The organism is Bacillus sp. 522_BSPC (assembly GCF_001076885.1).
GTDB lineage: Bacteria > Bacillota > Bacilli > Bacillales > Cytobacillaceae > Niallia > Niallia hominis.
Genome location: NZ_JVDT01000105.1, coordinates 1 through 13611, shown reverse-complemented (window position 1 = coordinate 13611; position 13611 = coordinate 1). Strand labels below are relative to the sequence as shown.

The window sequence follows — 13611 nt, the reverse complement described above, 5'->3', positions numbered from 1 at the left end:
AAAACTTACACGGCACAACTAACACAATGATTTAGTTGTGCCGATTCCACTTGCTTTCAATATTGTTTAAATATGCATTTGGGTCCTGCTTAAATCTTCTCTGTTTTGTGTGTTCATGTATTCGACTGTCCCACTTACTAACTTCTTTTTTATAGCCAGAATAAGTAGCATTCCGAATCTTCTGCAGCCCATCTTGTTCATTTTTAACATTTTCAACGAATACGATGTTTTCACCGTGACGAACAATGTATCGATTCCAAGTTCGACTGCCTGTAATCCTACGATGCCTTACTTTTGTTCTTCTAAAGAAAAGCTCTAAATCATTATTTGTCCTTGGCAGGAGAGGGTAATCGTAAAATGTAAAGAGACCTTTCCAAAAGCCTTTACTATATCTCATCAGATTGTCCACAAAGGCAAAATCATCTTCACGGTTTAGTTCCTTTTCTATTTGGGTCAGATATTGTTTTAACCGGGATTCAACCCAAGAACTTGTTTTGTTTTCGGAAGGATCCATGATTGTGGCAATCCTTTTAAAACGCAGATCCCACCGTTTTACGAGCTGATAATCCTTTTTGTAGTTATCCACATTTCTGACTATTCTGAACAGCTTTTCAAGTAAAGGAGTCCCCTTTTTTATCCAGGCATTTTTCAATCGAGTCCTTGATTGATTTTGTTCGCTCAAAGACACGTGTACCTGGTAATTCAAACGGTGGTTTTCCATCTTCCAAAAGCACTGAACGAATCGCCGCTACATAGTCACTCGCAATTTCTTCTTCCATGCTTACTGATGATGATTCTTCAATTTTTCTTTCGATTTCCCGAATTCCCCTTAGCTTCTTTTTGATGTTTGTCTTTAGCTTTCTGTCCTTTTCTACCAACGGTTTTGCGATATCTTTGAAGTAATGGAACTGACAGTATTGATATGGGATGTCCGGTGCTATCTTTTCGATTGCTAAACGGATTGACTGCTGACCATCACTGATGAAACCTTGGATAGGGTAACCCCAATCAAGAATTGGTTGAATAATTCCGATTAACTCTTGAGAGGCGCTACTCTTTAAATTATGTGCTGCCAAGATGGTGCCACTTAAGACCTCGCGAATAACATACAACGTTTCATTTCCTTTTTCAGGTTGAACGCCATCAATGGATAAGATTAATCCATTGTTCTGTTCCACGACTTCCTCTAAGGTTTCTTTCATATTTTCTGTAATCGCTGAACGAAGAAGTAACGCATATCGTTCGTACAGTTTCTGAACTTGCCTTTCTGAGATTTTCACTTGCTTCTCAGCTAGGATGGTGGCAATTTCTGAACGGGTTTTATGTTCTTTGAAACGCAAGTGCCCAATGTGGGCAATGACATCCATGCCATAGGTGATGTGCTTCATACTAAGTTGCTCAGCCTCCGCAGAACGATAAACAGTATTGTTCTCACAGCCATTATTTTCACAGCGATAGCCAAGATTAATAACTTTAAATTCCCCTTTTAGGGTAGAGATGGTTTTCCTCCATACAGGATGGCAATAGGTTAATTTCTCTCCACAGTCAGGACAATTTGAAATTTCAGGACTGTAATAGATAGACTCGCTTGGATTCAACCTGTTTTTAGTACGCATAAATAAACACCAACTTAAATAATTAATAAGTCTATTATAACCTATTTTATCCGTTGGTGTTATTTATTCCGTGTAAGAATTAAAAAAGAAAGAGATAGTAGCCAAAATAACAAGGAAATACCTATTAATTCTATGTTTAAGGAATTGATTGGATATGCAATTCCTTTCGTCATTACCGGTCTTGCTATTCCTATATATCAGAACATTGACATTTATACGATTAACACTTTGTTTCATTCTATAGGCTACACGAATAATGAAGCAGAGCTAATTAATGCCGTAATCGGGTTAGCTCAAGTGCTTGTTTTGGTGCCTGTCTCGTTAGCAACAGCGTTTAGTATGTCTTTAATTCCTGGGATTACCTCTGCTTTTATTGGCGGTAAAATGGAAGAAGTTCAACATAAAATTTCGCAAACCCTTCAAGCGATCATGTTCTTTACTCTTCCAGCTGCAATGGGTTTATGCATTCTTGGAAAACCAGTTTATACAATGGTTTTTGGATTAAATAAAAATCCTGAACTAGGAGGAGTTATTTTACAATGGTATTCCCTTGCTGCCATATTCTTTGCCTTATTTACCGTAACAGCAGCCATTTTACAAGGTATTAATGAACAAAAGAAATTAATTATAGGAATCTTAATTGGGATCATTGTAAAAATAGCCTTAAACTTAGTACTAGTCCCATATATAAAGGAACTCGGCCCTATTCTAGCTACCTATTTTGGGTTTTTCATTTCTATTCTTTCTAACATTTACGTTATTAAAAAGGCACTACAGTATAAGTTCTTGCCATTATTTAAGCAATTACAGGAAGTTTTCTTGTTAGTATTCATCATGTCTCTTTCTGTTTGGGGTGTAAAATGGTTAACAGAGTTATGGTTAACAGAAAATTTAGGGATATATTCCCACGCTTTAATTACTTCAATCATTTCTATTATAATAGGAGTTTTCGTTTATTTAGGAATCGGGTTGAGACTTCCTTTTGTAAAGAAAATACTAGAAAGATATAAAAAATCCGCTAGTTAGTAAATATTAAATCAAAGATAATTTGTCCATATTATAAATAGGTAAGCTGCGTTCAAAGAGCATAAAATAGCATAAAGTCTTAACAAAATACTGTTATTGTTATGCAGAAATCTAAAATACAAGGAGTGTATCAGTTTGAACAACAAAACAAATGTGCTAGATAACGGCCCTTTTTTTCATGGTACGAAAGCAGAACTGAAAATTGGAGATTTATTAGAACCTCAACACTTATCAAATTACCAAGATAAAAAATCGAACTATATATATTTTACTGCAACATTAACTGCTGCTAAATGGGGTGCTGAATTAGCCAGATCTAATTCCAAGGAACGAATATATATTGTTGAACCATTAGGTGATTTTGAAAATGATCCTAACGTAACCGACAAGAGATTTCCTGGAAACCCAACACGTTCTTATCGATCTAAATCTCCTTTGAAAATAATAGCTGAATTAGGGTCATGGGAAAGACACTCTGACGAAGAAATAAATCATATGCTTACATCTTTAAAAGAGTTAAGTGAACAAGGCAAAAATGTAATTTACGATTAATTCAAGTAAGCTAGAAGGTAATATTTTTGCACATTGTTTGAAAGCATCGAACTTTCTAAAAATCCCCCCTTTGTTTATGATGCTTAATCTTTTTTCTTTAGTTTAATAAAATATGGTTGATTTTCGCTAATTAAATAAATATCTTTATTTCGCTACCATTTAGTTACCCTTCTTTACAAGCAACTATTTAGTTGCTTATAATCAATTTATGTGGAACAAATATATTAAAGCACTTGCCGATTCGAATCGGCAACTGATACTAGACGAACGTAATGAGATGACATTATATGAAATTACGGCTCGTCTCATCATGAAGCATAATCTTACCATTTCACGACTAGGGATAGCGAAACATGTTTCCATATTAGAAGATGCTGGACTTGTACAATTAAAACGTAAGGGAAAATATCGAGTACTCCTCTTCAACAATGAACCACTTAGCGATTTGTTGAAAGGATGGATTAAGTAATTTTAGAAACTACTCTAGTGCGAAAAGATAGGAATTACAACCAACCTTCCAATATTAAAGGAGCCAAAAAGGATGAAAATCATTGTTACTAGTTTATTCGTAGAAGATCAAGACAAAGCATTAAAGTTTTATTCTGAAACACTAGGTTTTGTAAAGAAGCACGACGTACCTAGTGGAAAATTCCGATGGATTACCGTTGTTTCTTACGAAGATCAAGGCGGTACTGAGCTTGTTCTCGAACCGAATGATAATCCAATCGCTAACGATTACCAAAAGAAATTATTTGAACAAGGAATCCCAGCGACTATGTTTGGGGTCGATGATGTTCATAAAGAATACAAACGATTATTGGATAAGGGCGTTCATTTTACAATGGAGCCGACAAAAATGGGTGATATCACAATCGCTGTATTTGATGATACTTGTGGTAATCTTATTCAAATCATACAACAGTAACGTTTATATCAGTAAAGGACCTTCTAATAGAGGTCCTTTACTTTATCATTTTCTATTGATACAAGAATATCATTCCTATGCGGCTACTATCTAATTTTCACTATTATTTTCCCTTTTGCCCTTCCTGTCTCCGCATATTCCATCGCTTCTTGAGCATTTTCAAAGGGATAAACTCTATCAATGATAGGTTTGATTTTACCATCCTCTATATAATTTGCGATGGTACGTAATTGCTCACCACTTGGCTTCATAAACAAAAACGAATATTGAACATGATGTTTTTTTTCAAGTGCAGTAAATTTATGGCTGGCTGCTGAAAACAACAATGTTTTAAAAAATCCTGAACCATATTCTCTACCAAAACGAGCATTCGGTAATCCTGAAACGGAAACAATTTTCCCTCCGCTTTTTAACACGCCGAATGATTTTTCCAATATCTCGCCGCCAAGTGTATCAAATACGGCATCATAGTTTTTCAGTTTCTCTTCAAATTTTTCTGTCTTGTAATTTATAATCTCATCTGCACCAAGAGATTTCACTAAATTCGCACCAGCTTCACTTGCAGTCGTTGCAACAAAAGCCCCCATTATTTTTGCCAGTTGAATAGCAAAAGTACCTACACCTCCAGCCCCAGCTTGAATTAAAATCTTTTGTCCTTTTTGTAATTGCATAATGTTTGCAAGTGCTTGGTAGGTAGTTAGCCCAACAAGTGGGATTGATGCTGCTTCTTCAAAGCTCAAATTTTTAGGTTTTAAGGCGATATCATCTTCATGAATGGCGATATATTCAGCAAAAGTACCGATTTTACTTTTACGTGGACGTGCATATATTTCATCACCAACTTTAAAACGAGTCACTTTTGCGCCAACCTTTACAATTACTCCAGAAAAATCATTCCCTAAGATAAGCGGCATTTTATATTTCAGTAATAATTTCACTTTTCCATCACGTATCTTAAAATCAACAGGATTGATACTAGCTGCATGAATCTCTGCTAGCACCTCATACTCTCCAACTTCAGGTGTCGGCATTTCTGCCAGACGCATTGGAACTTTTCCGTACCTATCAATAACCATTGCTCTCATTTCCTATACCTCCAAATAATCTCTATGTTAAATTCAATAATACTTCTCCATGAATGTGTCAATATCTGACATAAGCGTTCTTAATAAACCTAATTCTGAACGTACATTAATATAATTTTGTCCCTTCTTTATGCATTAAAATAACACCTGCATCTCGTAAAACCTTAAGATGATGGGATACAGCAGGTCGAGAAAGATGTGTTTGCTCCGTGATTTCTCCGACGCGTAATCCAGTTTGACAATCAGTCCCCATTAGCACTAACAAGGTCGATTGCCTTGTTTCATCTCCAATTGCCAATAATACCTTTTGACAATTTATAAAATCCTCTTTGATTATATTAAGTTGGTCCTGTTTATTCATTTAGTATAAAACCTCCAATAATCAGTTTAATGGTTTAAGTTGATGAACCATATAACCTAATCCAACAATATGCTATTTTTATATTCCCTGCAATATTGAGAAAGCAAATCGAGACGAATGAAAATTTAGTCGGAAACGTTATTTCCATAACTAATACTTAAGAAAACCATTCAGCAGCTTATCTTTTTTTAGGATATAAATAAAGGACCTCCTAAAAGAGATCCTTTACTTCATACTATCTTTCACTTTTTGAGGTATCATAACAACTTCTGTCTTTAAATCAACTGGCTTAAACGTTTCGTCTATGCATTCGCTCCAAAACTCAATATGCTTTTTATCAATCCAGTGCTCCGATTGTTCTACTTCTTGCCCATCTTCATCTTGGACAGAATACCAGTAGAGATATTCTTCCCCGTTCAGCGTTTCTCTAAATATAGTCTCGACAAACATTTTTTCCACTTCTAATGTGAGAAGAACCTCTTTTTTATTGGCATTTAAAAAACTTAACCATTCATCTACTCTTTCCGATTTTCCTTTTTTCACTTTAAATCTTGTTAATTCAACGTTCATGTTTCTCCTCCTGTTTGTTACTTTTTATGTATGTGAACAAATTTCAGCTTAGAACGAACGATAAAACCACTGAACTCATAAAGCTAACACTTTTCTAGTATCATCTCTTTGCTTCCTATCTTAATAATGGCCAAAATACTTTCAAATAGCTTTTTAATAAGGTTATTTGAATAGGAGACACTGTTATTGATTGTTTTACTATTCGATTCTTATTCTTTAAAAAGTTTTTTATTTGTTTTCTTCTATTATGTACCATATGGAAAGGTAAATTTTGTGAACTAAACCATTCGACTTTTGCGGTTTCCGGTCCTTCTTCTATTGGTATCCCTCCTTTTAATTCTCCCATGAATAAGAATTGCATATCATCGAATTGTGGTTGAAAATATTCCCCGATTTTCCGTTTAATTTGAATATTGTATCCTGTTTCCTCTTCTGTTTCACGAATGGCACAGTCTTCTAAGGTCTCTCCCTTTTCCCATCTACCACCTGGTAAATCCCAAATTGGAAAATCCTTACGTTTTGTTAATAAGATTTGTCCTTTTTCATTCAGTACAATCGTAAAGCAACCTGTTGTTTTTGCCATTTTACATATCCTCTCAAACTTTCTCTTTTATATGCTAGTATGACTTTTTTATGATAAAATCATTTTAACAGATTTTTCTAAATATACGAAACAGGAGTATTCTTTATGAAAATAATCATATTAGGTTCCACTGGATTTTTCGGTTCATCCTTATTTAAACTAGCTGGGTTAAATCCTAATTATTACGTTTGCGGCACTTCTCGCTCCAATAATGCATGTACAAATATTTTACAACTAGATATAAGGAACAAACATCAGGTAACACAACTAGTCAATCATATTGATCCAGATGTAGTTATCTGGTCTTTAATGGATGGGGAAAAGGAAAATCATCTTATAGAAGTTGGTCTCAACCATTTATTATCTGCCATTTCAAAAGAAACTAAATTAATATATTTATCAACAGACGCCGTTTTTGTAGATGGTAAAGGTAACTATGCTGAAACAGATCAACCAGGATTTCTTCCTAGTGAAGCTCCTTTATCTACCTATGTAAATGCCAAACACTTTGGGGAAAAACTTATCTTAGCCAATCATGAAAACCATGTCATTATTCGTACTGGTCCCCTCTATGGGAAAGATGCCAATCACGAGATTGAAGCCAGAACAAAACGTATCATTCATGAGATAAATACGAATGGGTATGCGAATGCTGCTATCAACTCGTTCAAATCTTTTGTGCATATTGATGATTTAGCAAAAGCGATAATCGAAATGATAGAAATGGATTTAACAGGAATTATACACGTTGGTCCAAAGCAGAAGGAAAGCTATTATTCCTTTTATAGCAAAAGACTTTCGCAAATTGGAGTAGATACTACCAATCTTCTCCACTATAACATTAGCAAGTTAGAAAAACCTTATCATTCTTTTGATACATCTCTAAACACCCAAAAAGCTACTAGCCTACTGGCAACCTACTTTCGAAATGTGGATGAACTAGATACTAGAAATCACTAGGAATAGTTATGATTTAAATTATGAAAGAGTCATTTGGAAGGGATTTAGAGAATATATTTAGAAGGTTAGCGGCTCACTTTATAAGGTTATTTACTTTTAAGCTGATTCTTTGAGGGAATAATTTTAGCCAAATTATATTTATCGAATGTAATTAGGTAATTTTCCCCCTCGCTAAAGAAATTCAAATATTGATTATCGATTATATTCATAACAAATCTATCAATACTTTCAATCTTTATATCCTTTTTTTCATTCTATATGCCAACAGAAATGGAAATATCGGTAGTACTACCACTATTCTTAACCAATTTTCAGCTCCAAGAAAATAGAGAGATGGAACCAATATGGCTAATCCACTAATGAATAAAGCTTTCCATGATGCCAACCACAGACCATATAATAGTAATAAGGATGAGACACCTATTAATAACCAAAATAGTAGACCGAACCAGAAAAATTCCATAATTTAGTACTCCTTTAACCTTACTTTGTTTCAAGCAAAATTTGATTATCGACTAATAATTGTTTTTAGTAAATAGGAAAGAAATCGACTTCTCTTATTAGGTGTTTTATCATTCTAAATATAACAATATACTTTTTTACAATAAACACCAAATAATAGTATCAAAAATAATACTATAAAATTGTGGATAAGAAAGATTATACAAGGAGGTTTTACCTTGCCGGCAAATAAATTATCCTATATTTGTGTAGCTATTAATATTATTGCAATTTTAAGTTTCTACATTGTGTTAACTATCCATTTCATAGCTGATTTGTTTGAACCCTTCTTTTTACTATTGATAGTTATTTATCCAATGGTCTCCTTTATTGGGATACTTCTTGGTATAGGTGCTATAGTTCTAAAAGAGCCCTTTCTAAAATGTATTACTGCGATCATTTTAAACTTCTTGTGTCTTTTGATATTCTTTAAAGTTTCTCTAATTTAAATTAAATATCGAAAGCTCATTGGTAAGAGTGAACACATTAAGAAATATTCGTACAGAATCTGCTTTCTTAAGATTTCTCGGCCCAAGCATTCTGGAAATCATGGAGAGATATGGTGATAATCAGCTTTATATGGATGCAAAAATCGAAACCATTATCTTTAATGAACAAAAAGATACATACGAGGTGGCCTTACATGTCGGCTTTGAGGGAGCACATAATCCTCCTTATCATTTCATTCGAATGGTTCTTCGAATTCCTGGTGAAGAAAAGAAAACTGGTCATTATGATGTGATTTCCTATTAGAATCATCTGCCTGAGAGTAAAATCATCAAACAGGACGAAATTTTTTTTCCTTATAAAGACGAACTCATTCATTTCCCTCATCATCTGTTTGCGTTTTAAATGTTTTCTCGATAAATTCTTGCTCCTCTTCTTCACTCAATATTCCAGTTGCTTTCCCAATATTACCGTCTTGTAGACTCCAAAGGGCGTTATGATCCTCATCTGCTGTACGAAAATCTCCTTCTTTCCACTTTGACAAAATTTTTAATAAAGCATCTTTATTATGGTAAGTGCTATTTTTTACGATGTCATTAAGCATGTCTATTCGCTCTTCTGTCATTTCAACCGCTCCCCATTTTTGATCGGCTCTCACCTTTTGATGCGTCATCTCATGCATGGTAGAAATAACTCGATCCTCATGCCAATAGTCATAATCAATTTTGCTTATGTCAACTTCGCCTTCCACTTCTTTACTTTTACTTTTTTCGATACTTTGATCGATAGCCTCCCCCTCTACCGATACAAAAGAACCCTCGATCGAATCTGTAAAATAATGCTGATAATATATGTATGTACCAACACCGATTAATAAGAGAAATGAAATACTCCATATACAATATTTAAGCCAGCTTTTCTTTTTAAGTCTTTTTGATTCTTCCATTTTCCATCAACTATCCCCCTTTGAAAGAATTTTCAATTTTTTCCATTATATCAAAGAATCTCTTTATGTAAAACACGTATTTTCTTTTTCTTCAGGCTCTATGAGAAAAGCCAGTTCGCTTGGAACTGGCTAATAATTTATGCTTGTTGTTTTATTTTCGCTTTAGATGGTACAAAGAAAGTTAATATCAATGCCACTACAGCTAAAATGGTCATGAAATAATACGCATCACTTGAACCTAATATAGAAGCAAGCTTGCGGATTACTTCAGCTGTTGCATTTGGTGTTTCTTGCATTAGTGTCTCTGCATGGCTAGTTGATTGTGCGGTAAATACAGTTATAACTACTGCCGTTCCAATTGCACCTGCTATTTGACGTAATGTATTATTCACGGCCGTACCATGTGTTACCAGTTCCTTTGGTAAAGCATTCAAACTAGCCGTATTCAATGGCATTGTAATAAAGCTTAAACCAATTCGAAGAAAAATGGTTCGTATCATGAGAAAAACAAAGGTTGTTGTCTCTGTTAAATCGGTAACCACCCACATGGAAGGAATGATGAAGATCAAACCAATAATGAATAATGGTTTGGCTCCAAAACGATCATACATTTTTCCAGTAACAGGCGACATAAAAGCATTAATTACTGCACCTGGCAATAGTAGCAATCCTGCATTAAACGCCGTAAATCCTCGTCCATCTTGAAGATAGATTGGTAATAAAATCATATCTGCATACATCATCATCGTGACGATAATATTAATGATTGATGTTAGTGTAAATACTTTATTTTTAAATACATTTAAGTTGAGTAATGGATCAGAAGACTTCATTTGTCTTAGACAGAATAGGAAAGTAGTGATAATCCCTACTAGGATAGTAATAATAACGAGTTTGTCATCCCATCCTCTGCTCCCCGCATTACTAAATCCATATAAAATTAGCCCAAAACCAATGGTGGATAAAATAACACTTACAACATCTAGCTTAGCCTTTGCCGTTTCTGAAACATTGATCAAATATTTCATGGATAATAATAGAACGATTACGACAAGTGGTATTAGACCGATAAATAACCAGCGCCATGAATAGTATTCAATGACAAAACCGGCTAATGTTGGTGCAATGGCTGGAGCGAATATAATAGCGAGGCCAATTAGTCCCATCATACTGCCTCTTTTTTCTGGTGGAAAAATAAACATAACGACACTCATTAATAATGGCATAATAATTCCTGCACCAATAGCTTGTATCATACGTCCCGTAAGTAAGATAGAAAATGTAGGCGCTGCTGCGCATAAAATGGAGCCTATTAATAGAAATAACATGGCGCTGATAAATAATTGACATGTTGAAAAACGCTTCATTAAAAATGCGGTAATTGGGACCAATATCCCGTTAATTAACATAAATCCTGTTGATAGCCACTGTACAGTTGGAGCTGATACTGAAAATATATCCATTAAACTACTTAATGCAACGTTTAACAGTGTTTGATTTAGTGTTGATAAAAAACAACCTAATATAAGCACTGTTAATAAAACCTTTTTATTGATAGATTCTGGCATAAAGAATATCCTTTCTTCCCTTGTTTTTTTTACAATATGTCAATAAAATAAAGAATAACATTTATTTTATATAGTGCCCATTCACAATTTCTTAGATTCTGTTTACTATACAACACATTTATAAAAAGTATCAATAAAACAGAAAATAATAGATAAAGAGGACTAAAAATGACGATACAAAAAAAGGAAGATCCACGTGCTGCTCGCTCTAAACGAATGATTAAACAAGCCGTTATAGATATAGTAATTGAGAATCCCGATATTTCAAAACTCACTGTTCAACAAATCACTAAAAGAGCCGAGTTAAATCGAGCAACATTTTATTTGCATTTCCTCGATATTAACGATTTATTAAGGCAACTGGTTTACGATATTTTCGACAACCTGTTGTTGGAAACATCACCTATTTTACAATTAGATAAGAAAAATAACCGTGATCGTCTAATTTTATTTTTAGATTATTTTTATCAACATCGAAAATTATTTGCCGTCCTTTTTGAACATAGTGGTTTTAAGAAAAAATTACAGATGGTCTTAAAGGATTCGATTGTCATTCAACGTGTGAGAGAAGAGTCTCCCACAACAGAAACCACTTTATCATTAGATATCCTTGCCTCTTCCACTTTAGGAATCATCATGTGGTGGTTGAAAGATGGCGTTCATTTTAGTTCCGAGTATATAGCTGATCAAATGATTGAATTGTATCGATAGACATTTCAATCAAATAGGGAAGGCAGTAAAACATAACCTCCCCTACTTCTTTTTTTATCTATGTTTTTAAAAAACATAATTGAGTATTAATTTCGTAGTTTAATCGTTTATAATAAGATAAAAAGGAGGGATTTATTATGAAGTGGCAAGAAGTTAGAGAATTATTTCCTAATCAATTTGTATTACTATCAATCCTCGACTATCATGAGGAAAATGGAAAAAAAATAATCGATGAAGTAGCACCCATTCGCTCTATTTCAAGTGAAAACGCTAATAAAGAGTTCTTTAAAGTAAAACAAGGCAACATTGTTTACCATACATCGAACGAGAGATGTATTGTCCATATTCGTAAAGACCCGTTATTAAGAGCGAGACGAATTTAATGCAAATTTCATCTGATGGACAACTCCTAACAACATCTCTCATTATTACTTTTCGCGGAAGAATACTACAAGTGAATGATATTATTATTGATACAGGCTCATCTCACACAGTTATTAGCCCAGATATTTTAGAAGAGATAGGGGTAGTATATGAATATGGAGACAATATTTATGAAGCCTATGGGATAGGTGGCTCAGTGCCTTTTTATACTAAAATAATGGATGAAATTCAAATTGATACGTTTATAGTGAAGGACATTGAAGTGGATGTAGGAATTCTCCCTAAAGATCATAAAGGACTTCTAGGGTTAGATATTTTATTGACCTACAATTTTATAATAGATATGAACAAGTTAGAATTATCCCCCTCAAAGAAATAGAATGAAGTTTAATAGAAAAATCTACTCTTTCCACGTATATACAATTCTCATTCATCTCAAACTCATGTTAGAAATAGAACACATATGAGAAATAGTTGCTTTCATGCTTAATTGTTTATTCGATTTTCAGCTCATTACTATAATAGTTGTAATAATTTCAGAATCTTCATTGCCTATTTTTGAAAAACGGAGTTCATTTTATCTCTGAATATATTGCTTATAAGATGATTGAATTGTGTCGATAGATATAAAAGAGAAGGCTGTAGAAACTGAACTGGCACCCATGTCAAGGACACAATAAAAAAAGAGATTAAGCAACGAGAAGATGGTTCCTATATTGAATAGGGGTCATCTTTTTTAAATTCCATTGATATCGATAATTGTTATAGTAAACCATGTAATGATTTATTTTTGCCTTTAGTTCTTTTAAGGATTTACAAGATTGATAGTCCACATCATCTTTTAAATGACCAAAGAATGACTCTTGAGGCGCATTGTCCCAACAGTTTCCTTTTCTAGACATTGATTGGCCTAGACCATATTTTTTTAATAACCTTTGATATTTTGGGCTCGTATAATGACTTCCTTGATCTGAATGAATAAAGGCGTCTTTATGTAAAATAACTTTCTTGTTGTTCATCAATTTCTGGATTGTCTTCGTTGCTATATCTAAGGTAATACGGTCAGAAACATGATAAGCTAGGAGTTCGTTTGTGGAAGCATCTTTTACGGTCGACAAATAAGCCATACTATTTCCGTTATATGGCAAATAAGTGATATCCGTTAATAAAACTTTTCCTGGTATACCCTGCTTAAACTCTCTGTTTAGCTTGTTTGGTACGACTTGATGCTCCTTTGTAGCTTTAGCGATTTTTTTATAAGGATTTGCTTTCCTATGAGGACAGACTATTCCATATTTCTTCATGATTCTTTGGATCTTTTTACGACTAAATATAATGTTATATTCATTCTCCAAGATCATTTTTATGGACCGGGA

General features: G+C 33.9%; 18 protein-coding genes and 1 pseudogene. 9 read left to right on the top strand and 10 right to left on the bottom strand.

The window, feature by feature from the left end; all coding sequences use genetic code 11:
- Nucleotides 1-31 precede the first annotated feature (31 nt).
- On the bottom strand, nucleotides 32-586 hold the full coding sequence (locus tag ADJ83_RS08175) for a hypothetical protein (protein ID WP_152910798.1): 555 nt from the start codon (nucleotides 584-586) through the stop codon (nucleotides 32-34).
- Nucleotides 587-611: 25 nt separating this feature from the next.
- Entirely contained in the window at nucleotides 612-1616 is a 1005-nt protein-coding gene (locus tag ADJ83_RS08170; protein WP_109769519.1) for a transposase, read from the bottom strand.
- A 132-nt stretch (nucleotides 1617-1748) separates the two neighbouring features.
- On the opposite strand from ADJ83_RS08170, the gene ADJ83_RS08165 reads away from it, so the two are divergent.
- From ADJ83_RS08165 to ADJ83_RS08150, 4 genes are all read left to right on the top strand, one after another.
- On the top strand, nucleotides 1749-2642 hold the full coding sequence (locus tag ADJ83_RS08165) for a polysaccharide biosynthesis C-terminal domain-containing protein (RefSeq protein ID WP_051641021.1): 894 nt from the start codon (nucleotides 1749-1751) through the stop codon (nucleotides 2640-2642).
- Nucleotides 2643-2777: 135 nt separating this feature from the next.
- A complete protein-coding gene (gene arr, locus ADJ83_RS08160; RefSeq protein WP_031539797.1) occupies nucleotides 2778-3194 on the top strand; it encodes an NAD(+)--rifampin ADP-ribosyltransferase in 417 nt (138 codons plus the stop codon).
- A 208-nt stretch (nucleotides 3195-3402) separates the two neighbouring features.
- Complete coding sequence (locus tag ADJ83_RS08155) at nucleotides 3403-3663, top strand: ArsR/SmtB family transcription factor (RefSeq protein WP_031539799.1); 261 nt, start codon at nucleotides 3403-3405, stop codon at nucleotides 3661-3663.
- A gap of 72 nt (nucleotides 3664-3735) precedes the next feature.
- Complete coding sequence (locus ADJ83_RS08150) at nucleotides 3736-4119, top strand: VOC family protein (RefSeq protein ID WP_031539800.1); 384 nt, start codon at nucleotides 3736-3738, stop codon at nucleotides 4117-4119.
- A gap of 86 nt (nucleotides 4120-4205) precedes the next feature.
- On the opposite strand, the gene ADJ83_RS08145 is transcribed toward ADJ83_RS08150, so the two are convergent.
- The 4 genes and pseudogenes from ADJ83_RS08145 to ADJ83_RS08130 all read right to left on the bottom strand — a co-directional run bounded on the left by ADJ83_RS08145 (nucleotide 4206) and on the right by ADJ83_RS08130 (nucleotide 6718).
- On the bottom strand, nucleotides 4206-5204 hold the full coding sequence (locus ADJ83_RS08145) for an NADP-dependent oxidoreductase (protein WP_031539801.1): 999 nt from the start codon (nucleotides 5202-5204) through the stop codon (nucleotides 4206-4208).
- A 33-nt stretch (nucleotides 5205-5237) separates the two neighbouring features.
- Nucleotides 5238-5565: pseudogene (locus ADJ83_RS08140) on the bottom strand (ArsR/SmtB family transcription factor).
- A 225-nt stretch (nucleotides 5566-5790) separates the two neighbouring features.
- Nucleotides 5791-6135 (bottom strand): DUF6176 family protein, encoded by a 345-nt coding sequence (locus ADJ83_RS08135; protein WP_031539803.1) that lies wholly within the window; start codon nucleotides 6133-6135, stop codon nucleotides 5791-5793.
- 115 nt (nucleotides 6136-6250) lie between these two features.
- A complete protein-coding gene (locus ADJ83_RS08130; protein WP_031539804.1) occupies nucleotides 6251-6718 on the bottom strand; it encodes an NUDIX hydrolase in 468 nt (155 codons plus the stop codon).
- A 105-nt stretch (nucleotides 6719-6823) separates the two neighbouring features.
- Between ADJ83_RS08130 and ADJ83_RS08125 the strand changes: the two genes are divergently transcribed.
- Nucleotides 6824-7678 (top strand): sugar nucleotide-binding protein, encoded by an 855-nt coding sequence (locus ADJ83_RS08125; RefSeq protein ID WP_031539805.1) that lies wholly within the window; start codon nucleotides 6824-6826, stop codon nucleotides 7676-7678.
- A 235-nt stretch (nucleotides 7679-7913) separates the two neighbouring features.
- Here the strand turns inward: ADJ83_RS08125 and ADJ83_RS08120 are convergent, their stop codons facing one another.
- Nucleotides 7914-8141 carry a hypothetical protein gene (locus ADJ83_RS08120; RefSeq protein WP_031539807.1) on the bottom strand — a complete coding sequence of 76 codons (228 nt, stop codon included), beginning with the start codon at nucleotides 8139-8141 and terminating at the stop codon, nucleotides 7914-7916.
- A gap of 515 nt (nucleotides 8142-8656) precedes the next feature.
- On the opposite strand from ADJ83_RS08120, the gene ADJ83_RS08110 reads away from it, so the two are divergent.
- Nucleotides 8657-8932: a DUF3888 domain-containing protein gene (locus ADJ83_RS08110; RefSeq protein WP_155986784.1), complete on the top strand. Its 276-nt coding sequence runs from the start codon at nucleotides 8657-8659 to the stop codon at nucleotides 8930-8932.
- A 64-nt stretch (nucleotides 8933-8996) separates the two neighbouring features.
- Here the strand turns inward: ADJ83_RS08110 and ADJ83_RS24370 are convergent, their stop codons facing one another.
- Together ADJ83_RS24370 and ADJ83_RS08100 are read right to left on the bottom strand one after the other, a co-directional pair.
- Nucleotides 8997-9572, bottom strand: coding sequence for a DUF6241 domain-containing protein (locus ADJ83_RS24370; protein ID WP_031539812.1), 576 nt, complete (start codon nucleotides 9570-9572; stop codon nucleotides 8997-8999).
- A gap of 137 nt (nucleotides 9573-9709) precedes the next feature.
- Complete coding sequence (locus tag ADJ83_RS08100; RefSeq protein WP_031539813.1) at nucleotides 9710-11140, bottom strand: DHA2 family efflux MFS transporter permease subunit; 1431 nt, start codon at nucleotides 11138-11140, stop codon at nucleotides 9710-9712.
- A gap of 168 nt (nucleotides 11141-11308) precedes the next feature.
- Here ADJ83_RS08100 and ADJ83_RS08095 point away from each other — a divergent pair, with 168 nt between their 5' ends.
- The 3 genes from ADJ83_RS08095 to ADJ83_RS08085 all read left to right on the top strand — a co-directional run bounded on the left by ADJ83_RS08095 (nucleotide 11309) and on the right by ADJ83_RS08085 (nucleotide 12614).
- Entirely contained in the window at nucleotides 11309-11851 is a 543-nt protein-coding gene (locus ADJ83_RS08095) for a TetR/AcrR family transcriptional regulator (RefSeq protein WP_031539814.1), read from the top strand.
- Nucleotides 11852-11988: 137 nt separating this feature from the next.
- Nucleotides 11989-12234, top strand: a complete 246-nt coding sequence (locus ADJ83_RS08090; protein WP_031539816.1) for a hypothetical protein — start codon at nucleotides 11989-11991, stop codon at nucleotides 12232-12234.
- Complete coding sequence (locus tag ADJ83_RS08085; protein WP_031539818.1) at nucleotides 12234-12614, top strand: retropepsin-like aspartic protease; 381 nt, start codon at nucleotides 12234-12236, stop codon at nucleotides 12612-12614. The genes ADJ83_RS08090 and ADJ83_RS08085 overlap by 1 nt, the downstream gene beginning before the upstream one ends.
- A 310-nt stretch (nucleotides 12615-12924) precedes the next feature.
- On the opposite strand, the gene ADJ83_RS08080 is transcribed toward ADJ83_RS08085, so the two are convergent.
- Nucleotides 12925-13611: IS3 family transposase (locus ADJ83_RS08080; RefSeq protein ID WP_048717478.1), on the bottom strand; the 687-nt coding region annotated here is incomplete at its 5' end.